The sequence below is a fragment of the Longitalea luteola genome (assembly GCF_017356035.1).
GTDB lineage: Bacteria > Bacteroidota > Bacteroidia > Chitinophagales > Chitinophagaceae > Niastella > Niastella luteola.
In genome coordinates this window covers 233,767-254,489 of record NZ_JAFIQX010000007.1, presented here as the reverse complement: position 1 = coordinate 254,489, position 20,723 = coordinate 233,767, and the positions used below count along the sequence as shown (strand labels likewise).

15 protein-coding genes are annotated in these 20,723 nt (G+C 49.0%); 5 read left to right on the top strand and 10 right to left on the bottom strand.

The window, feature by feature from the left end; genetic code table 11:
- Positions 1 to 69 precede the first annotated feature (69 nt).
- The 7 genes from JUB15_RS18345 to JUB15_RS18315 form a co-directional block, all read right to left on the bottom strand.
- Positions 70 to 1,350 carry a mandelate racemase/muconate lactonizing enzyme family protein gene (locus JUB15_RS18345; RefSeq protein ID WP_207513952.1) on the bottom strand — a complete coding sequence of 427 codons (1,281 nt, stop codon included), beginning with the start codon at positions 1,348 to 1,350 and terminating at the stop codon, positions 70 to 72.
- Positions 1,351 to 1,523: 173 nt separating this feature from the next.
- The gene (locus JUB15_RS18340; protein WP_207513951.1) at positions 1,524 to 2,462 is read right to left on the bottom strand and encodes an RraA family protein; all 939 of its coding nucleotides are present in this window, start codon (positions 2,460 to 2,462) and stop codon (positions 1,524 to 1,526) included.
- Positions 2,463 to 2,588: 126 nt separating this feature from the next.
- Positions 2,589 to 3,668: a bile acid:sodium symporter family protein gene (locus JUB15_RS18335; protein ID WP_242696412.1), complete on the bottom strand. Its 1,080-nt coding sequence runs from the start codon at positions 3,666 to 3,668 to the stop codon at positions 2,589 to 2,591.
- A 43-nt stretch (positions 3,669 to 3,711) separates the two neighbouring features.
- The gene (locus JUB15_RS18330) at positions 3,712 to 5,187 is read right to left on the bottom strand and encodes a mandelate racemase/muconate lactonizing enzyme family protein (RefSeq protein WP_207513950.1); all 1,476 of its coding nucleotides are present in this window, start codon (positions 5,185 to 5,187) and stop codon (positions 3,712 to 3,714) included.
- Positions 5,188 to 5,302: 115 nt separating this feature from the next.
- Positions 5,303 to 6,226: an RraA family protein gene (locus JUB15_RS18325; protein ID WP_207513949.1), complete on the bottom strand. Its 924-nt coding sequence runs from the start codon at positions 6,224 to 6,226 to the stop codon at positions 5,303 to 5,305.
- Positions 6,227 to 6,425: 199 nt separating this feature from the next.
- A complete protein-coding gene (locus tag JUB15_RS18320) occupies positions 6,426 to 7,958 on the bottom strand; it encodes a gluconokinase (RefSeq protein WP_207513948.1) in 1,533 nt (510 codons plus the stop codon).
- A gap of 11 nt (positions 7,959 to 7,969) precedes the next feature.
- The gene (locus tag JUB15_RS18315; protein WP_207513947.1) at positions 7,970 to 8,857 is read right to left on the bottom strand and encodes a helix-turn-helix transcriptional regulator; all 888 of its coding nucleotides are present in this window, start codon (positions 8,855 to 8,857) and stop codon (positions 7,970 to 7,972) included.
- Positions 8,858 to 9,035: 178 nt separating this feature from the next.
- On the opposite strand from JUB15_RS18315, the gene JUB15_RS18310 reads away from it, so the two are divergent.
- The 3 genes from JUB15_RS18310 (at position 9,036) to JUB15_RS18300 (ending at position 15,713) form a co-directional block, all read left to right on the top strand.
- Entirely contained in the window at positions 9,036 to 12,212 is a 3,177-nt protein-coding gene (locus tag JUB15_RS18310; protein WP_207513946.1) for a SusC/RagA family TonB-linked outer membrane protein, read from the top strand.
- Positions 12,213 to 12,223: 11 nt separating this feature from the next.
- On the top strand, positions 12,224 to 13,765 hold the full coding sequence (locus JUB15_RS18305; RefSeq protein ID WP_207513945.1) for a SusD/RagB family nutrient-binding outer membrane lipoprotein: 1,542 nt from the start codon (positions 12,224 to 12,226) through the stop codon (positions 13,763 to 13,765).
- 226 nt (positions 13,766 to 13,991) lie between these two features.
- Positions 13,992 to 15,713, top strand: a complete 1,722-nt coding sequence (locus JUB15_RS18300; protein ID WP_207513944.1) for an IlvD/Edd family dehydratase — start codon at positions 13,992 to 13,994, stop codon at positions 15,711 to 15,713.
- Positions 15,714 to 15,763: 50 nt separating this feature from the next.
- Here the strand turns inward: JUB15_RS18300 and JUB15_RS18295 are convergent, their stop codons facing one another.
- Entirely contained in the window at positions 15,764 to 16,633 is an 870-nt protein-coding gene (locus JUB15_RS18295; RefSeq protein WP_207513943.1) for an SDR family oxidoreductase, read from the bottom strand.
- A gap of 75 nt (positions 16,634 to 16,708) precedes the next feature.
- Positions 16,709 to 17,527, bottom strand: coding sequence for a helix-turn-helix domain-containing protein (locus JUB15_RS18290; RefSeq protein WP_207513942.1), 819 nt, complete (start codon positions 17,525 to 17,527; stop codon positions 16,709 to 16,711).
- A gap of 193 nt (positions 17,528 to 17,720) precedes the next feature.
- Between JUB15_RS18290 and JUB15_RS18285 the strand changes: the two genes are divergently transcribed.
- Positions 17,721 to 18,611, top strand: coding sequence for an NAD(P)-dependent oxidoreductase (locus JUB15_RS18285; protein WP_207513941.1), 891 nt, complete (start codon positions 17,721 to 17,723; stop codon positions 18,609 to 18,611).
- A 41-nt stretch (positions 18,612 to 18,652) separates the two neighbouring features.
- On the opposite strand, the gene JUB15_RS18280 is transcribed toward JUB15_RS18285, so the two are convergent.
- Positions 18,653 to 19,039, bottom strand: a complete 387-nt coding sequence (locus tag JUB15_RS18280; RefSeq protein ID WP_207513940.1) for a winged helix-turn-helix transcriptional regulator — start codon at positions 19,037 to 19,039, stop codon at positions 18,653 to 18,655.
- Between the two features lie 141 nt (positions 19,040 to 19,180).
- Between JUB15_RS18280 and JUB15_RS18275 the strand changes: the two genes are divergently transcribed.
- On the top strand, positions 19,181 to 20,665 hold the full coding sequence (locus JUB15_RS18275; protein ID WP_242696411.1) for a cobyric acid synthase: 1,485 nt from the start codon (positions 19,181 to 19,183) through the stop codon (positions 20,663 to 20,665).
- The last annotated feature ends 58 nt before the right edge of the window (positions 20,666 to 20,723 follow it).

Here is a 20,723-nt window from a genome sequence, read left to right as displayed (position 1 = left end):
GTATATAAAACCTATAAATTAACATGAGGCCTTTTTAATATATTTCATAGCGTTGCCTGACGTCATCATTCACTCAAAGAACGGCACACCTGGTATCGCATACTTTTTCATACCTGCTTCATTGATCTCTACCCCGATACCTGGTTTTTCCGAAACAGTTATGAAACTGTTATTCACCCATTCACCCTCGTAGTTAATGATTTCCTTAAACATCGGCTGGGTATGAAAATAGGACTGCCATTCCAGGATCATAAAGTTGGGCACAGAAGCACAAACATGCGCTGAGGCCATAGCGCCCAGGAAAGAGGCCACCATATGCGGCGCGAAGGGTACGTAATATAAATTCGCCAGGTTGGCGATGCGTTGCCCCTCCCCGAGTCCACCACATTTTTGCAGGTCAGGCATTACAATATCCACGGCGCCTATCTCGAGCAATCGCCTGAACCCATGAGCCAGGTAATGGTTCTCACCCGCACAAATAGGCGTACTGGTAGATTCGGTGATCAGCTTGTACGCTTCCACGTTCTCGGCCGGGATCGGTTCCTCCAGCCACATCAGGTTCAATGATTCCACCCTTTTCGCAATGGTCTGCGCCGTGACTGCATCATATCGGCCATGCATATCGGCACAGATATCGATGTTAGGTCCTACGGCTTCCCGGGCCGCTGCCAGCTGATCGTACATTCGCTGCAGTTCGGCCGGACTGGCTGTCCAGTTGTACCGGTCATATTTATTTGGATCATTCGCCTGGTCAAGGTCAAACTTAATGGCATTAAAGCCCATCTGCTTCGACTTTCTGGCCGCTTCGGCAAAGTCAGCAGGCTTCGGTAAATTCTGCTGGTACAAAGCCGTATCGCAATAGACCCGTATTTTGTCGCGGAACTTACCACCCAGCAACTGGTACACCGGAAGCTGGAGGGCTTTACCGGCCAGGTCCCACAAAGCCGTTTCTATCGCCGACAAAACCGCCACATACATGCCTGACTGTGCGCCCTGGAAAAAACCCGACCGCCGGATATCTTCAAACAGGCGATGCACGTTCAGCGGACTTTTGCCTTTTATGCGCTCACCAAAATTCTTAACGAGGTGATAGGTACCGGGTATTGCATCCACGCCTTCGCCGCATCCCCAGAGATCCTGATTGGTATATATCTTTACGAACAGGCTGCCCCTGATATAACCGCATTTCACATCGGTTATCTTCAGGTTCGACGGCGGTGACGCTTTTGGCGTCCGGTTAATTGCATGTTCGTAGGTTTGCCCGAACGAAGCGAGCGAGGCAATCGGGCTCATGGCGGCGGCGATCGCAGCCTTTGTCAAAAAAGATCTTCTTGAATTATCGTTTTTCATTTTTTTGTTGGTTTAATGTCAGCTGGTAGCAAGTAGCTAGTAGCTAGTGGCTAGTGGGATCCTTACTTCACAACTCACTACAACCTTTATAACTTAACAACTGAATAACTCAATAACTGAATAACTTAATAACTGTAAACTTTGAACTGTAAACTTTGAACTTTGAACTGTATTTACCAGGTCCTGCCTTTCAGGAACTCCTGGATCTGACTCTTTGAAACGGGTAGCTCATTGATATGATCGTTCAGCCATTTGGAAAAATCCTTCTCTATTTCTTCGCTCCAGCGCGAATCGATTTGTCCGGGTGTGTATTTGCCTTCGCGTAAGCGCTGATGTCCGAACATATCCCGCAGCCGCACGATCTCCGAAGTTTTCACTACTTTCTCGGCTAAATGGGGCGGAATAAAGATCACACCGCCATCGCGGCCCAGCACTACATCACCAGGCATGACCGTAGCCTTGCCGATACGCGTGGGCTGGTTGATGCCAACAAGTGTGGTATTCAGATCGCCATCGGGATTATTGAGATGATGGGAAGGATGATAGCTGCGAAAGAAAGAGGTAAATGATCCGATCTCTTTTAACCCTTTAATATCGCGAATGGCGCCATCGTACACAATACCATTGCCGGTTTTGGCATAAATGGAATTACCAAGATTATCGCCGATGGTGGGTCCGTCCTCATACGCATCAAACTGGTCTACCACATAAACATCGCGTTTCACCAGCAGATCGATGGGCCAGGAGTTCTGTGATTTCACCCGTTTGTCGCGCACACCAAATTTATCGATCACGCGGTGGATATCAGGACGGCCGGGCATGAAGATGGCGGTCACTGCCCGGCCTACCAGTACACTGTCGGGATTAATGGTTTTCCAGTCGCCATCGAACTGATGTTTAAAATTTTCGTTTCTAAGCACGGCCCATGCTTCTTCCAGCGTGACCAGCTTCATACGGTCGAGGAGGCTGTCGGGCACTTTAGGCCTTCCATCTGCAAAGCGTTCGCCTTTCCAGTCGGGCGTCAGCGCCAGCAGTTGATCGCGGGTGATCTGTTGGGCCTGTGTTAGGAAACACAGGCATGCTAATACGAGCAACAAGCAATTCGTTTTCATGTTAAAGCTTTTAAAAACAGTTATTAGTTATTCAGTTCGTAAGTTCATAAGTTATAGAGGTCATACGTTATTAAGATGCTATAGGATAACTGAATAACTGAATAACCATAAACCATAAACTATAAACTATGAACTTTTATCAGGCGGATGATTATGCCACCAGCTTGCCAGTGTGGAACCGGTAATATTCATAACAGGTCCGAAAATGGCCGGCGCCAGTCCGGCAGTGGCCAGTTTGCCCATCGCCATCGCCAGTCCGGATGCGAGGCCGGCATTCTGCATACCTACTTCCAATGCGATCGTGCGGCAATCCCGTTCATGAAAGCGCAACAGCCGGGCCGACCAGTACCCGAAAAAATAGCCCAATACATTATGAAGGATCGTTGCCACCAGCAGCAGGGCCCCCACCTTTAACAGGTTGTCCCTGCCTGCAGCTGTAATAACAATGATGATCAACGCAATGCCCGCCATAGACACTAAAGGCATGGCTTTATCGAGCCATTTGAATTTGCCGTGAACGAGGTAATGAAAAGCAAGTCCCGCCATAACAGGAATGATCACGATCTTGGTGATATCCCACACCATACTCCAGAAGTCAATAGCGACAAAACTGCCACCCAGCAATCGCATCAGCAGTGGTGTTAAAAATGGCGCCAGCATGGTAGAGATCGTAGTAACGGACACCGACAGGGCCAGGTTGGCTTTGGCCAGGTAACACATGACGTTGGAGGCCAGTCCGCTCGGACAGCAACCTACCAAAATGATACCGGCAGCGATCTCTGCGGGAAAGTTAAACAGGCTGGCCAGCGCAAAACCTACCAGCGGCATGATCACGTAATGACAAACCACTCCTACAATAATGCCTTTGGGCATGCGGATCACATTGGCAAAATCTTTCAAACTTAATTCAGTACCCATGCCAAACATAATGATCTGCAACAATGGGATGATCATGGCAGAGAGCTTGAAATCACCAATGGACCTGAAATATTGCGGATGATACATGGCCAGGCTCACTACCGCCATGATCACTAAAGTAAAAGAGAGGCCTTTCAAGCGCACATGCTGCCTGAAGGCAAGGGCAAGGCTTATAAAGAACAACAGCAATAACCAGCCGCCCCAGGCATGTTGTGCCTGCATTGCCATGATGCCATACAGGATCAAAAAGATAACCGATGCCCCGTAAAAAATGGTCGATCGCTTCATAATAGTAAAGCTTTTCACTGTAGCAGTATTTAATTATTTTTCATCAACTCCATAACCGGTCGTGCGAGCGTATGTCATTCCATTCAGGCGTAGGCGCGAAATACGTTTTATTCGTCGGCAGCAAATGTTTTTTGATCTCTTCTTCCACCAGTTCAATGCCCAGTCCGGGCGTATTGGGCACATTGGCAAAGCCTTTCTCGAACAGCTTTTTTCCATCCAGTGTTTTCACCAGCGTTTCCCACCAGGCATTATCAAGCGAGTGATGTTCCAGCGCCAGGAAATTCTGCGTGGCTGCCGCACAATGCACATTGGCCATAAATGAAACCGGACTGCCCGCAAAATGCATTGCCATGGCTACCCCTTTTTCTTCTGCATAATCGCCGATGCGTTTCGTTTCCAGGATGCCGCCGGCGGTGGCCAGATCGGGATGTACGATATCCACTGCGCCCGCATCGATCAGTGGTTTGAATCCATTCAACAGGTAAATATCTTCGCCGGTCAATACAGGTGTTTCCAGTACGTCGGACATCTTTTTATATTGATCGGTGAACTCCCAGGGCACCATATCTTCCAGCCAGGCCAGGCGGAAGGGTTCCACTTTTTTGCCCCAGCGAATAGCGTTGTTCATATCAAAATGCCCATAATGATCGCTTGAAATAGGGATCTCGTAACCAACAACAGAACGTACATCGCTTACGATGCGGGCCATACCATCTAGCCCTTTTTCCGTGATCTGGATAGCTGTAAAAGGATGTTTGATATTCGCATAATCCATATAACCACCCCGCCACTGCGCCAGGTTGCTGCCCCAGAATTTGCTGTTCACCAGCGCGCCTTCCATATCCTTCACTTCGCCAATGGAAATATCCAGCTTCAGCCAGGTCATTCCCTGGTCTTCGAGGCGGTGTTTTATTTTTGCCTTGAATTCATCAAAGGTGCGTGCCTCGGGTGTGTCGGCATAGATCCGCACTTTATCACGGTAACGGCCACCCAGCAGTTGCCATACAGGCACGTTGTATGCCTTGCCGCATAGATCCCACAAAGCCATTTCAACCGCGCTTACACCCCCACCCTGCCGGGCATGACCGCCAAATTGCCGCACCGTTTTGAAAAGCATTTCCACATTGCAGGGATTCTGGTTAAGGATGCGGCTTTTTAACATAAGGGCATACCGCTCATCGGCGCCATCGCGCACTTCGCCCAATCCATAAATTCCCTGGTTGGTATCGATGCGAATGATGGGCGTGCGGCCTACGTTCTGGATGATACAATACCGCATATCGGTGATCCGCAGATCAGATGGGTTGGAATAGCGGCTGACCTTTTGCGTGGTTTGAGCGATCAGGTCTTCCACCGGCCACAAAGCACTGGCAGTGCCGAGTGCAATCCCGCCGAGCGTGGTCCTTTTCAAAAAAGACCGGCGGCTGTTGCGATCGGTATTGGGGTGCACATTGTTTTCCTGTTCAGGAACCGGGTCCTTTAAGCCCAATTTTGTTAGGAATCGTTGTGATGGAGTCATGGTTATTTAGTTTATATTTTTAATATCCTGTATATGGTTCGCCGTTAATAGACAATCGGCAATCGTCTACTACCTGTATTTCATTATCACATCATCACATCATCACATTATCACATTACCACGTTCTGTCCTTCATAAACTGATCGAGCTCCTGGCGAGACATCGGTAACTTAGCCGGATTGGCATCCAGCCATTTCAAAAAATCTTTTTTGATCTCGTCTGTCCATTGCGTGTCTATTTGTCCGGGCGTATACTTTCCTTCCCGCAACCGTTGATGACCAAAGGCGTCACGCAAGGCAATGAATTCCGAATTCAATACCACTTCTTCGAGTAAATGCGCAGGAATGAACACCACACCGCCTTTTTTTGCCAGCACGGCATCACCGGGTAATACAGTGGCGCGGCCGATGCGGATAGGCACATTAATGCCACCCAGCATCATCTGTTGAATGAAAGAAGGATCGTATCCTTTTATCCAGGCATTGAATCCCTTAATTTCTCCGAGGCCTTCAATATCACGAACGGCACCATAGAAGATCACACCACGGGCAGATCTGGCGTAAATGGCGTTTCCCAGGTTATCGCCGATCAGCGTGCCATCTACTACTTTGCCATAACTATCGGCAATGTAGATGTCGCCTTTTTGCAGCACATCGATGGGCCACGAATTCGGCGCGCCGATCCGGCCTTCGGCCTTGCCTTTATCTTTGATGAGTTTGTCAACATCAGGGCGCATGGGCCAGTACTGCGCAGTTACGACGCGACCGGTCATGGCTGAATCGGGATGCAATACCATCCAGTCGCCTTCAAACTGGTTCAGATATCCTTTGTTGCGCAATACCCCCCAGGCTTCTTCCAGGCGGATCGCTTTCAGCCGCGTGAGTAATTTATCGGACACATGCGGACGGCCATCTGCAGACCGTTCGCCTTTCCATTCTGAAGTAATGGCTTTTATTTGTTCCGGGGTGAGCGTTACCTGCTGGGAATGCATTTTCATGCACAGGAATGAAAGTGCCAGTATTAAATAAGTCCTTTTCATATATGAAAGCATGTTTTAATCGTGAAACGGCAAACATTAAACGGCAAACGTGAAACGTGAAACGGCAAACGCTCAACTTCAAAACTCACTTCCGATTACCTAATAACTTATAACTGAATAACTGAATAACTGAATAACTCAACATAATAACTATGAACTTTGAACTTTAAACTGTGAACTTTGAACTGTGAATTATGAACTATGAAGTTTGTGAATACTTCGATTGCAGTGAACCTATAGCTTCAAACTCATCATATAATTTCACACTCAGTTTTTCAAATATGTTATAGTAATCAGCATACACCGCATGATGCTGTTTCCTGGGTTTATACACGCCTGGCAGCTCCACCGTTTGCGCTGCTTCATCGAGCGATTTGTAGATGCCCATTTCAGTAGCGCTTAACAGATACGCCCCAAAACTTACACTGTGCAGTTGCGGCCGCAGCTTTACAGGCTTGTTGAACATATCAGCAATGATCTGCGTACAGAAAGGAATGGTACCGAAACTGCCGTTTACCGACAAACTTTTGATAGCACGCTGTTCGCCCAACGTTTTGCCGATGCTGTATATCTCATACAGGATGCCTTCAATCGTGGCCCTGATAAAATGTTTTCTTTCATGTTTGATGTTCAGCCCAAAATAAGCGCCGCGTGCATGCGCATTCCAGATGGGCGCCCGTTCGCCTAACAAATAAGGAAGGAACAACAGGCCTTCTGACCCCAGCGGCACTTTTGACGCTTCTTCCATCAGCTGCTGCATGCTGCTCTCCAGATCGAAGGGATTGGTAAAATCGCCGAACTGCCGGCTGAACCATTCAAAGATATTTCCGCCGTTATTGGTGGGTCCGCCGGAAACGTAGCAATTATCCGTGAGCAGGTAATTGAAAAAGCGCATTTGCTCATCTTTCAGGACCGTTGGGCCCATTACGCGTACGGCGCCGCTGTCTTCAATGGTGATCGTGGCTTTGCCTTCTCCCTTCACCCCATCGCCCAGCGTAGCCAGGCAGCCATCGCTGGAGCCAATGAGAACTTTTGTTTCCGGCGGCAGCCGCAGCGATTGCAGGTAGGCTTTTTTGAGTTTACCTGCAGCCGTAAATACCGGCGCGAGTTCCGGCAGCCGCGAAGTGGTGATGCCGGCATATTTCAATGCATCGGCTTCCCAATGCAGCGTATGAATATTCATCAATCCGGTGGCGGAAGCAATACTGTAATCCATCAGGAGTTCACCTGTCAACTGGTGAATGATATAACTTTTAATGGACAGGAATTTACTGGCCAGCCGGAAACGTTCGGTATCGCGGTGTTTCATCCATGTTATTTTCAGCAATGGCGACATAGGATGGATCGGTGTGCCGGTAGCGGCATACAATTTTTTGCCAAGGGCTGCGCTGCGCAATTCCTGAGCTTCTTTCTTCGCCCGGTTATCGGCCCAGGTGATGGCGTTGCCCAGCGGGTTACCGCTCTTATCGACGGGCAGCACGCTATGCATGGAGGCGCTGAAACAAATAGAAACCACCTGGTGTTTCCGGGGATGTATATATTCGTTGAGTAAATTCTTCAGTACATACAGGGTGGTAATAAAGATCTGCTCAGGGTCCTGCTCACTGTGATCGGGCTCGGTATGAAATGTAGGAAAATAGCCTTTCATCGAACCGATGACGCGGCCATTGAGGTCGAAGGCAAAGACCCTTACCCCATTTGTTCCTAACTCAATTGTAATGATGCATTTCATGTTTACTCTCATTATGAATTACGCAAATGATTTTTTCTGAATTCACTGGGCCGGTAACCGGTTAGCTTTTTAAATGTGGTTGAAAAATGTTGCGACGAATAAAAGCCTGTATCCAGCGCAATGTCAGTAACAGAAATCTCCGGCCGTTTTAATAGTTTGATGGCTTCTGATATCCTGATATTGATCAGGTAGTTGATGGGTGAAAAACCTGAATAACTTTTTACCCGCTCGGTGAACAAGGTAGTGCCCATCCCAACCAGGGCGGCCATTTCTTCTACCGTCCATTGATGCGCCAGGTCCTGGCGCAATACCGCCTCCAAATGCATAAAAGACTTTGGGAAGTCACGGGCGGAATGACTTTGCCGCGTCATTTTACGGCCGATCTGGATCAGCAGTTCATCCAGCTGGTGATTGATGCTTGCCTGGTAGCCTACTTCATTACCAAATAATTCTGTATGTATACACCTGAGGATCTTTCCAACCTCACTGCATTTCGAGATTACCGGCGAGCCATTCAATGATAATATTTTGCCGATGGCTGCGCTTTCACTTTCCGACAAACCACTCCAGCTTCCAGGTTGCAAATGGCCGTTATCGAGCTTTTGAATGTTTAAATGGATCCAGGTAAAAGAGCCGATCTCCAACACCCCGTTATCGCTGCCAAAGGAGCTACCGGGCAGGATCAGTACTACATCGCCGGGATAAATGATATAAGGCAAACGATCGATGCGCCATTCAAACCGGCCATCTATTATATAATAGATCCGTAAACTTTGTGTAACGGTAGCAGGAAAGGCATTGAGCTGGATGGCGCCATTCTTTTTTATGCCCACTTCCAGGATATGCGGGAACAGCAGCAGTTCGGCCGATTTACCGTGTTGTAGCACAAATTGATTCATATGGCTTTATGTACTTATGGAAAACCCAATCTCACCCTTTCCGGACGGTTATATAAAATAAGGAAATTTATTCCGCCTGTATGTACAAAATTCAACACTGTTTTATTTTGGAAGTTTTTACCCCTAATACCGGATAATTTGTCCATCCAACGATTTCTCACCAAAACAACTTGCCGGTATGAAAAAGCATGCTCTCGGCAGGCCAGCCCGCTTTGCGGTGATATGGCTGCTCCTCTTATTTCATTTATTCCTGTCCGTTACCCACGCACAAACTGTGACTGTATCTGGCACTGTTTCAGATGAAAAAGGCCAGAAGCTTTCCCGGGTGTCGGTCATCGTAAAAGGTACTTCGCAGGGAACCACTACCGACTACGATGGCAAATTCAGCCTTGCAGCTCCGGCTAATGCCACCCTTGTCTTTACTTCCGTAGGATTTAAAAGTACTGAAGTTGCCATTGATGGCCGCAGCACGCTGACCGTTTCGCTCCCGGCTGATAACCAGCAAATGGGGGAAGTGATCGTAACAGCGCTGGGTATAAAAAAACAGGCCCGGGGTTTAGGGTATTCGGCAACCAATGTAAAGCCCGAGGAACTGAGCGTGAACCGCACGAGCAACGTGATGAATGCGCTGCAGGGCAAGGTAGCGGGCGTGAACATTTCGTCTTTGGGTACAGGCCCGGGCGGCACTTCCAAGATCCGCATCCGCGGCCAGTCGTCTATTTCCGGACAGAACAATCCGCTGATCGTTATCAACGGCGTGCCCGTAGACAATACCAACTTTAACGACAACACAATAACCGTAAAAGGCGGCGGGGTGTTTGCCGACGGCGGTGATGGTCTATCGAGCATCAACCCGGATGATATTGAAAGTATGACCATATTAAAAGGCGCACCCGCGTCGGCGCTGTACGGCTCGCGGGCCAAGGACGGCGTTATCATGATAACGACAAAAACGAAAGGTAAAACAAAGGGCATCGGAGTCACTTATAATATGAACTATACGACCGACAGGCCACTCGATTTTACCGATTATCAGCAGGAATACGGCCAGGGAGAGAACGGTGTTCGTCCAACCACGCCTAATCCTACTTCGGGACAATGGTCCTTCGGCGAAAAGTTTGCGCCCGGCATGACACATATCCTTTTCAACAACCTTACGGTTCCCTATGAAGCACAGGGCAGCCGCATTAAGGAATTCTACCGCAATGGGCAGAATTTTTCGAATACCGTGGCTTTTGAAAGCAGCAACGACAAAGGCGGCCTCCGGTTATCATTGAACAACACCGACAATAAAGGCATCATGCCCAATAATTCCTTTAACCGGAAATCGATGAACCTTGGTTTCAGCTATAATTTATCAGAGCAGTTCCTGATCTCGGGCAACATGAACTATTCGCGCGAGATCAACAAGAACCCGCCGAACATAACCAACCAGGACAACTCCATTCCCACTACCCTTATGGCCCTGTCTACCTCCATGCCGCTGCAGGTACTGGATGAGAATAAATACAATGCAGCCGGTAATGAGTACAATTGGTCAAGATTTACCAACCGCACCAATCCTTATTGGGTGCTCGCAGAACAATTCAATAATATAAAACGGGACCGCATATTCGGCAATGTGGCGTTGAAATACAACCTGCTTTCCTGGTTGAGCCTGCAGGGCCGTTTTGGGCAGGACTACTGGTCGCGTGATATGGAGGTGAACAATTTCCCTACCGGCCAGGCCTCGCGTACTGCGGCGCCGCCCGGTTTCGTAAATGGCGTGTATACGCAGGAGTCGCGCCGCTTTCGGGAAACAAACCTCGATTTCCTGTTAAATGCCAATAGAAAGTTCAGCGAGCTGGAAATAAATATCAATGCCGGTGGCAACCGCATGCGTAAACGGTCTGACATCAACAACGTGGTAGTTACTGATTTTATCACGCGTGGCATTTATACCGTGCAGAACGGAAGAGCCAAGGATCCGGTTTATACCCGCATTGAACAGGGCGTGAACTCCCTGTATGGATCAGCCGAACTGAACTGGAGGCAGACATTCTATGTTACCGGTACTTTACGTAATGACTGGTTCTCTACGCTGGCGCCGGCCAATAGAAGTATTCTGTATCCATCTGTTTCCGGCAGTTATGTTTTCTCGGAACATTTACCAAACATCAGCTGGTTGAATTTCGGCAAGGTGCGGCTGGGTTATGCCGAAGTAGGCAGCGATGGCGATGTACCGCCTTATTCCGATCAATTGTTCTACACGGCCAATGCCAATTTCATCAATAACCCCAATGGCCGGCCGGTACCGGTTGGCACCAGCAATATCAGCAATAATGTTACCGGCACTACACTGCCTAATCCCGACCTGAAACCCAGCCGGGTAGCCGAAACGGAAGCAGGACTCGAATTACGCATGTTCAATAATCGCGTGATCGTTGACCTGGCGGCCTATCGCAAAATTACCAGCGACCAGATCGTACTGGTACAGATCTCCGATGCATCGGGTTATCTCAATACACCTATCAACAGCGGCAAAAGCCGCAACTATGGCTTTGAAGCCATGCTGAACCTTACCCCGGTAAGAACGGCGGATCTGACCTGGGAGTTCACAGCCAATACGTCGTATAATATTACCAAAGTACTCAGCATTATTTCAGACAAACCGGGTGAACGCATTACAACCGGCACGCACGTCTTCAACGGCGAAACCCGGCATGTGGTAGGCCAGGAAATGGGACAGATCGCCGGCTACGGCTATGCAAAGGATGCAAAAGGACAAATGATCTTCCAGTCGAACGGTTTACCCCAACGCACAGCCGATTTCGTGTTGTTTGGCAGTGCTTTACCTAAATGGGTGGGCGGCTTCCTGAATACCGTCAATTATAAAGGGATTAATCTTACCGTTTTCATCGATTACAAACTGGGTAATAAAATGCTGTCGGGCACTAACTTCAATGCAGTACGGCATGGTTTGCATAAAATGACGCTGCAAGGCCGCGAAGGCGGTGTTAAAGGAAACGGCGTTGATGCCAGCGGCAATCCTAATAACGCCGTAGCACCGGTGCAAACTTATTGGGAACATCTTCGGTCACAGCAGATCGTGGAACCCGTAATTTATAATGGCGGGTACTGGAAACTGCGCCAGATATCGCTGGGTTACGATCTCACCAAATACATCCCGGCAAAATGGCCGGTCAAAGGTCTGAAGCTCGACCTGGTAGCCAACAACGTATTGATGTTAAAGAAGTGGGTAGAGAATATTGACCCGGAAACATTTGGCTTTGGTTCCGATAACCAGGTTGGACTGGAATCGCCCGGCCTGCCAACCACCCGCAGCTTTGGATTGAACCTGAATATAAAATTCTAACACTTTCCATCATGAAAAAGATCGTAAACAAGCTATACCTGTTCGTACTGCTGGTTATGACAGCTTCCTGCGAAAAAGGACTGTCTGACCTCAATGTGAACGAAACAAATCCTACTTCGCTGGATCCGGCTTTATTATTGAACCAGGCCATCATCAATACATCCTTTCCCGTAAAGTCACTGGTATTTGATGTGGGTATCGTTCAACAAATGGTAACGCCCAACGGTGGTGTACTAGCAGGCGCCAATTTCAACCAGGACAGCCGGGATGTAACCACGCAGCCCTTATGGACGGCATACTATCAAAGCGTGATCAAGAATACCTACGACGCATTGACCCGTGCCAAAGACAACCCCCTGCGCAGTAACATGTATAATATGGCACGCATTTACCAGTCGTACGTGTTTATGATTCTTACCGACGAATATGGCGACATCCCTTATACCCAGGGCGGAGCAGGATTAGCGGAACGTATCATGTTTCCCGCCTACGACCGCCAGCAGGATATTTATCCGAAGATCATTCAGGAACTGACGGAAGCGGCAGCAGCGCTTACCCCCACCGCCACCATCGAGAGTGGCGACGTGTTGTACGCAGGCAATGTAGCTAAATGGAAAAAATTTGCCTACTCTCTTCTGCTGCGCGCCGGAATGCGGTTAAGCAAGATAGATCCGGCCAAAGCACAAAGCACGGTGCAGGCAGCGGTGGCCGGGGGCGTCATCACCGACAATACCGACAATGCCTACATCCGCCATGACGACAATTTCACGCAGCCTATCGGCGGCACCCTCAACGGCAGTGAGGCCGCCAATTTCTACCTCACCAAACCGTTCGTTGATCACTTAAAAAGCACGAATGATCCACGCCTGCAATCCATTGCCGTGAGGTATGTGGGCGCTACCAGCGGGGCCGGACAAACAGCAGCTGCCGGCTCTACCGATCCTGCCAAACAGATCGGTATGCCTATAGGAAAAGACAATGGTACCATTGGCGCTGCCGCTACCGCCGATGGACTGGCCAGTTTTTATGATTACAGTCAGCTCGACCGCCGCCGGATGGTAAAGATCTCTTCACCCGTTTTCCTGGTAACCGCCGCGCAAACCAACCTGCTGCTGGCAGAAGCCCGGTTCCGCGGATGGATCAACACCGGCACAGTCGCACAATACTTTTCAGATGGCATCAAAGCGCATATGGACCAGATGGCCTTCTATGACGTAAATTCCGCCGTTAGCGCCACAGACCGCGATGCGTATATAACGGCGAATCCCGTCACTGCCGGCAATGAACTGAAACAGATCAATACCCAGTACTGGATCGCTTCTTTTTTGAATGGCCCCGAAGCTTTTGCTAATTTTAGGAGAAGCGGTTATCCGGAGCTCACGCCGAATCCTTATGGACAACCGAACAATCCGGATGTGCCTAATGGAACATTTATCAGGCGGCTCACTTATCCTACTTCAGAACTAAGTGTGAATACCGAGAATGTGAATGAGGCCATTTCCCGGCAGGGGCCTGATAGGTTGAGTACGAGGGTGTGGTGGGATAAACCTTAACGTAACAATGTTGTATGGCCAATGTGATGATCACGTTATAAAAAGGGCTGTTACAGGTTACACGTTGCAAGGTACCAGTTGCCGGGCCTGACTGATTTGGAGGCCGCGCCCCTGGTAACCGGGAACCGGCGACAGGTAACTGTGTTTGACTTCCCTGTAACCTGCAACTTGTAACGCTTGCTAAATACACCGGGCATTACCTGTAAGAAAACATAACTAGATAAGAATGGCTACCAATAAAAAACTACGCAGCGCCGACTGGTTCGGCAGATCAGACAAGATGGGATTTGTGCACCGCTCATGGTTCCGTACCCAGGGTTACCCCGATGACTATTTTGTGAACAGACCCGTGATCGGCATTTGCAATACCTGGAGCGAGCTAACGCCCTGCAACAATCACCTGCGCGATCTGGCGGAGGTGGTTAAACGCGGCGTCATTGAAGCCGGCGGTTTTCCATTGGAGTTCCCCGTTACCTCACTCGGTGAAACGGTGATGCGGCCCACGACCATGCTGTTCCGCAATCTGGCCAGTATGGATGTAGAAGAGACCATTCGCGCCAATCCCATCGATGGCGTAGTGCTGCTCACCGGCTGCGACAAGACCACCCCCTCCACTATCATGGGCGCCTGCAGCGTTGACCTGCCTACCATCGTAGTTCCCGGCGGTCCCATGCTGAACGGACGTTTTCGTGGTGAGTGTATCGGCAGCGGCACCTTTAACTGGCTGATCAAAGAAAAACAGGGTGTAGACAATTACACCGAACAGGATATTTACGAGGTGGAAACGGGTGTTGCCCGCAGCCAGGGCCATTGCATGACCATGGGCACTGCCAGTTCCATGGCCTGCATGGCGGAAGCCCTTGGCCTCACCCTGCCCGGTGCAGCCGCCATTCCCGCTGTTGACGCCCGCAAAAAACAACTGGCCCAAATGAGCGGCCGGCGGATTGTAGACATGGTTAAGGAAGACCTGAAACTATCCCGTATCCTCACCCGCGAAGCATTTGAGAACGCCATCGTCATTAATTCGGCCATTGGCGGTTCATCCAACTTCATCATACATTTACTGGCCATCGCAGGCCGGATAGGCGTACCGCTGACACTGCAGGATTTCGATAACATCGGCAGCAAAGTGCCCCTGTTATTGAACCTGAAACCATCCGGCAAATACCTGATGGAAGATTTTTACTATGCCGGCGGCCTACCGGTGATCATCAAGGAAATGGAGTCCTGGCTGCATAATAACGCAATAACCGTGAACGGAAAAAGCATCAGTGCCAACAGCGCGTTGGCTACCTGCTATAATACCGATGTGATTGCTCCCCTCCAGCAGCCCCTGAAAAAAGAAGCCGGCATGGCCGTTCTAAAAGGCAATCTGGCCGAACAGGGCGCTATCATAAAACCCTCAGCCGCTTCACCGCATTTGTTAAAACACCGGGGCCGCGCCGTGGTGTTTGAAAGTATCGAAGATTATCATGCACGTATAGATGATCCCTCATTGGACATCGATGAACATTGTGTGATCGTATTAAAAGGGGTTGGCCCCGTAGGTTATCCAGGTATGCCTGAAGTAGGTAATGTTGACCTGCCGATGAAGCTGTTGCAAAAAGGCATTAAAGATATGGTGCGCATTTCGGATGGCCGTATGAGCGGTACGGCCGGCGGAACGGTGGTATTACATGTGTCGCCTGAATCATCCATCGGCGGCACGCTGGCCCTTGTGCAAAACGGTGACATCATTGAACTGGATGTAGCCGCCAGGAAACTGCATTTGGAGATCTCTGCGGAAGAACTGGCTGCCCGTAAAGCTAACTGGCAGGCGCCTGCTCCAATGGCAACACGCGGTTATGTAAAGTTCTATATCGATCATGTGCAACAGGCCCATCTTGGCGCCGACCTCGATGTGTTACGCGGCGGTTCTGGCGCCGAGGTAACGAGGGATCTGCATTGAATCAACGACATAAGAAACAACTCCCGGCGGCACCGCGGGGGTTGATTTATTTATGAGAATAATGCCTGATGATCATGCACAAACTGCCGGAAGGAAACAGGCTGGCTGCCGGTAACGGCCTTCACTGTGTCATACACCGCTGCAGCCTCACCTCTCGCATAATGCGCATAGTCTTCGATCAACCCCATCAACTGCCATTCCGGAAATCCCGCTGCCCGCAAGGCGCCTTCCATTTGTTGGGAACTTACATCAATAAATGAAATGTTTCTACCCAATTCCGCTGAGAAAATAGCCGCCATTTCATAATGCGTAAGGGATTCACCACCTGTAATATTGTAAGTTTTGTTTTCGTGACCAGGTTCGGTAAGCACTACTGCAGCCACAACAGCAATATCCCGCACATCAACCAGACTGATGGCCGCATTCCCCACGGCTGCATAAAATTTTGCCTCGTGTTTTATATAGTCCTTCAACGCGATCAGTCCCTGCATAAATAAATTAGGCCTAAGAAAAGTGTACGCCATGCCCAAGTTTTTGATCCGGTTTTCTACATGGGCGTGGTACCGCAGGAAGCGTACAGGTGAATCAGCTTCAGCCGCAAATTGCGACAATTTCACAATGTGTAAAACCCCGGCGCGGTGCGCTGCGTTTACAAGGTTCAATTGTAATTCTTCGGCCTGTGCTGATGAATCGGTAAGTAAAAACACCTTCTCAATACCCTGCAATGCCTGATCTAAACCGGATGGATCTGCCAGGTCTCCGGTTATAATGGTAGCCTGCGGAATGCTTTTCAGAAAGTCGCTTTTGTTACCCGGACGTACCAGTGCTTTGAAAGGAACATGTAATGCAGCGAGTCTTTTTACCAGTTGGGAACCTACTGATCCGGTTGCGCCTGTAAGCAGGATTTTTGCCTGTGTCATACAATTTTTTTTGTTGTTATTTGATGACACAAAGATGGCTGGTATCAATCGCCTGAAATTGTAAGAAAACGAAACTCAGGATCTGGCATAACAGATATCCTGTTGAAAGCGGAGGTATTTGGTTGGACTAATATTAAGAAAATGAGTAAAGTCGTGTATCAACTGACTCTGGTCGTAATAGCCGCATTCACTGATGATCTCGAACCAGTCAATAGCAGTATGCTTAGCGGCAATGTCTTGTATCAATTGAACGGCTTTAAGAAAACGCTGGTACCGGTTCAACTCTTTTGCTGAAAAACCCAGGTGTTTTTTATGGTACAGCTGCACTGCTCTTTCCGACAGTTCATTCTTTTCTGATATTGCCTTTATAGAGCTCAGGTTGTCGCCATGAAAATCGACGATCTGCCGGGCAATGGGATCACGTTGTTGTAAATAAGGCCGGCAAAAATCAAGTATATAGTTTACCTTTTCACTTGTGCCGTTTATTTTCCTGAGCGCTTCCCATAAAACCGTAAAACAATTCTCATTCACCAGATCGTCAGGATGTACCGGAAATTTATCCGCAATAGCCGCCTGCCCGAAGAACCGGAAAAAAGCGTCTTCTTTAAAATTGGCAACCAGTATTTCGGCACCGGGCGATAAACTGTAATCAAATGCCTGTTTGATGGGACCAACAACAATACACTTGTCTATTTCCACTTCATTGTTCTGCCGCGTGATCATGGTAACAGGCTGGCCAAAACTGAAAACCAGGATCGTCTGAAATGACGGCAGCAACGTTTTTTTGATAACGGCTGCCGACGTATTCCCAGCCACATAAAAATGTGTAAATACTTCTTCGAAAGCCGGTGGCGCCGGAATTCTGTAACCCCCGTTAATTTCCTGTTGGCCCATACACACCAATAATTTACTTGAGACATCTTTGAAACAAACTTACTAAAAATAAATGCCCTGTGTAACAACTGCTGTTACCTAAAGCGAACGATGCGGCTCGCTCAATAAATTTTCCCCCAGGGGAATCTTTTTTCCCGTATTGTCAACGGCCTTTATCAGCGCTAATTTGCCGGCCTATTTAAAAACGAAAAAGATGACAACAACAACAAATGAGCGCAATGTCACTGTGATCGGAGCAGGATCAATGGGTGCGGCACTGACACGTGCATTTATCGAAAAAAAATTCAGCGTAACGGTTTGGAACAGGAACCAGTCAAAAATGCAGCCGCTGGTAGAGATGGGCGCATCAGCTGCGCCGGACATAACATCGGCCATTAACGCCAGTAATGTGATCGTCATTTGTGTATCAGATTACAAAGCCAGCCGAAGTATACTGGAGACTAACGGCGTAGCAGCTTCGCTGCGCGGCAAAACGCTGATCCAGCTGAGCACGGGTACCCCCAAAGACGCCCGTGACCTGGATGCATGGGTTATACAACAGGGCGCTTATTGCCTGAACGGAGATATTATGGCATGGCCCAGGCAGATGGGCACCGATGCAGCTACCATTGCGGTTTCAGGCGCCGAATCAACTTTTAAACAACAGGATGGTTTGTTACGTGCCCTGGCCGGCAATGTGCAATATATGGGCAGCGAACCTGGAGCATCAGGAGCGCTCTTTCATGCCGTACTTGCTTACCTGGCCGGTAGCTGGATAGGCTTCTGCCATGGCGCCCTGATCTGCGAAAATGAAGGACTTCGCCCGGAAGACCTGGGCGTCCTGCTCGAACAGATCTCCGGTATTTTAGGCGGTGAGTTGCGGCATATGGGCCAGGTGATCCAACAGGGCCGTTTCAGCGATCCGGAAAGCACCGTTAAAACCACCGGCGAAGATCTGCAATTGCTGGTGCAGCAGGCAAAAGAAGCTGGCATCAACAGTGAACTGCCCGTGTTTGCTGCCGACCTGTTCAAACGGGCTATAGATGCCGGTTATGCACAGGAGGAACATGCGGCAGTTATCAAAGTGCTGAGAAGAAATGGTTAATATTAACAAAGGCCGGTGCTGGCATCAACACCGGCCTTTGTTTAAGCCGTTTTCCGTTCGAACGGACAACTATCCGCCTGGTACCCTTCTTTATGCTGGTAAATATATTCCTTGTGTTCATTGCCCCATTTCTCCAGGATATCTACCACCGGCAAAACGCTGTAGCCAACTTCAGTGAAACAGTATTCAACCCGTGCAGGTATTTCAGCATACACTTTTTTATAGATAAGACCGTATTCTTCCAACTCTTTCAGGTGCATGTTGATGATGCGGGGCGCCACTTCATGCATTTCCTTATGTATGGCGCTCGGCCTCCTCACTCCTCGACGGATGCAATCGATGATCCAGGCCTTCCATTTACCGCCAATCACTTTTATCGACACAGCCAGACCACAATCCAGCAATTCGGGGATCTTTCTTTCGTACATAAAAAATGTTTAGCTCAAATGTAATCATAATGCGCATGAAAGCAAATCGCTGCAGGCAGGGAAAATTTTTTCCCTATGGCTTGATGAAAGCGATAACCCTGAACAGCAAACTGTAAACTGTGAACGCTATATTTGCGCCCGATGGCACTATCGAATACACCGCTTCGTTCGTTAATGTTTGTGGGCACGGCCTCGGATGTAGGCAAAAGCATCATTACAGCAGGGTTCTGCAGAATATTCAGGCAGGATGGTTATCACCCGGCCCCGTTCAAAGGACAGAACATGTCGCTGAACAGTTATGCCACGCCGGAAGGATTCGAGATCGGCCGCGCACAGGCGGTTCAAGCCGAAGCGGCCGGTATTCCCTGTCATACCGATATGAACCCGGTGCTTCTAAAACCTACCAACGACAAAAGCGCCCAGGTGATCCTGAACGGTAAACCCATTGGCACCCAATCGGCCTGGGAGTATTTCATGGGTAATGACCGCCAGGAACTGTTCTCAGAAGTATTGAAAGCATATGACAGGCTGGCGGCCCGGTATGCACCGGTCGTTATAGAAGGCGCCGGCAGCATCTCCGAACTGAATTTAAAACACCGCGACATTACCAATATGCGCGTGGCTCAACATGCCAATGCGGCCACCTACCTGATCGGTGATATAGACCGTGGTGGTATTTTTGCCAGCCTCTATGGCACGATAGCCCTGCTTACACCCCAAGAGAAAGCCTGCATCAAAGGCATTATCATTAATAAATTCCGGGGCGACAGCCGCCTGTTCGAGGACGGCCGGAAGATGATCGAGGAGTTGTGTGGTGTACCCGTCATTGGCGTGCTGCCTTATTTCAGGGATATCTTCATTGAAGAAGAAGATTCCGTTCAGCTCAGGTTAAAAAAACGTGCAACCGAAACCAACAAGATCAATGTAGCGGTCATCCTGCTCAACCGCCTCTCCAATTTCACCGATTTCGACCGGCTCGATAAAGACCCTGCTGTCAATTTGTTTTATACCATCGATCCGGAAGAGATCGCCAAAAGCGAGATCATCATTTTACCGGGCAGTAAAAACACTATTGAAGACCTGATCGTTCTCAAAAATAACGGGGTTGCTGCTGCCATTATCGAAGCCCATAAAAAAGGCAAAACGGTCATTGGCATTTGTGGCGGCTACCAGATGATGGGCGAAACCATTGAAGACCCTTTTGCCGTCGAAAGCAACAAGGGCCAGGTGGCCGGGCTCGGTCTGCTGCCGGTGCATACCACCATAGGAAAAGAAAAAACAACCCTGCAGCGCAGCTTCACCTATCGCCAATCTGCAGCAGCATGTACCGGTTATGAGATCCATATGGGACAAACATCCCTTACCCGTTCCGGACCCGAACCAGTGCTCACCTTTTCTGATGGCAGTACCGATGGCTGTTATCTTTCCAAGACCTGCTGGGGTACTTATGTGCACGGCATCCTGGATAATGACGTCGTGGTGAACGACCTGCTGTCTACAAAAACCCAAACGACAGCAACGTCTTTCGATTACCGGCAATACAAGGAAGAACAGTATGACAAGCTGGCCAACCTTATTCGCGCCCATGTAGACATGAACCTGGTTTACGAACACATGAAAATATAAAATCACAAGAACCAAATCACAAGATCCAAATAACAAAACCCAAATCTCAAATCACAAG

Excerpts from the sequence above, each read along its gene's own strand:
- JUB15_RS18345 (WP_207513952.1), bottom strand. The coding sequence starts at position 1,350 with ATGAAAAACGATAATTCAAGAAGATCTTTTTTGACAAAGGCTGCGATC.
- JUB15_RS18340 (WP_207513951.1), bottom strand. The coding sequence starts at position 2,462 with ATGAAAACGAATTGCTTGTTGCTCGTATTAGCATGCCTGTGTTTCCTA.
- JUB15_RS18335 (WP_242696412.1), bottom strand. The coding sequence starts at position 3,668 with ATGAAGCGATCGACCATTTTTTACGGGGCATCGGTTATCTTTTTGATC.
- JUB15_RS18330 (WP_207513950.1), bottom strand. The coding sequence starts at position 5,187 with ATGACTCCATCACAACGATTCCTAACAAAATTGGGCTTAAAGGACCCG.
- JUB15_RS18325 (WP_207513949.1), bottom strand. The coding sequence starts at position 6,226 with ATGAAAAGGACTTATTTAATACTGGCACTTTCATTCCTGTGCATGAAA.
- JUB15_RS18320 (WP_207513948.1), bottom strand. The coding sequence starts at position 7,958 with ATGAAATGCATCATTACAATTGAGTTAGGAACAAATGGGGTAAGGGTC.
- JUB15_RS18315 (WP_207513947.1), bottom strand. The coding sequence starts at position 8,857 with ATGAATCAATTTGTGCTACAACACGGTAAATCGGCCGAACTGCTGCTG.
- JUB15_RS18310 (WP_207513946.1), top strand. The coding sequence starts at position 9,036 with ATGAAAAAGCATGCTCTCGGCAGGCCAGCCCGCTTTGCGGTGATATGG.
- JUB15_RS18305 (WP_207513945.1), top strand. The coding sequence starts at position 12,224 with ATGAAAAAGATCGTAAACAAGCTATACCTGTTCGTACTGCTGGTTATG.
- JUB15_RS18300 (WP_207513944.1), top strand. The coding sequence starts at position 13,992 with ATGGCTACCAATAAAAAACTACGCAGCGCCGACTGGTTCGGCAGATCA.
- JUB15_RS18295 (WP_207513943.1), bottom strand. The coding sequence starts at position 16,633 with ATGACACAGGCAAAAATCCTGCTTACAGGCGCAACCGGATCAGTAGGT.
- JUB15_RS18290 (WP_207513942.1), bottom strand. The coding sequence starts at position 17,527 with ATGGGCCAACAGGAAATTAACGGGGGTTACAGAATTCCGGCGCCACCG.
- JUB15_RS18285 (WP_207513941.1), top strand. The coding sequence starts at position 17,721 with ATGACAACAACAACAAATGAGCGCAATGTCACTGTGATCGGAGCAGGA.
- JUB15_RS18280 (WP_207513940.1), bottom strand. The coding sequence starts at position 19,039 with ATGTACGAAAGAAAGATCCCCGAATTGCTGGATTGTGGTCTGGCTGTG.
- JUB15_RS18275 (WP_242696411.1), top strand. The coding sequence starts at position 19,181 with ATGGCACTATCGAATACACCGCTTCGTTCGTTAATGTTTGTGGGCACG.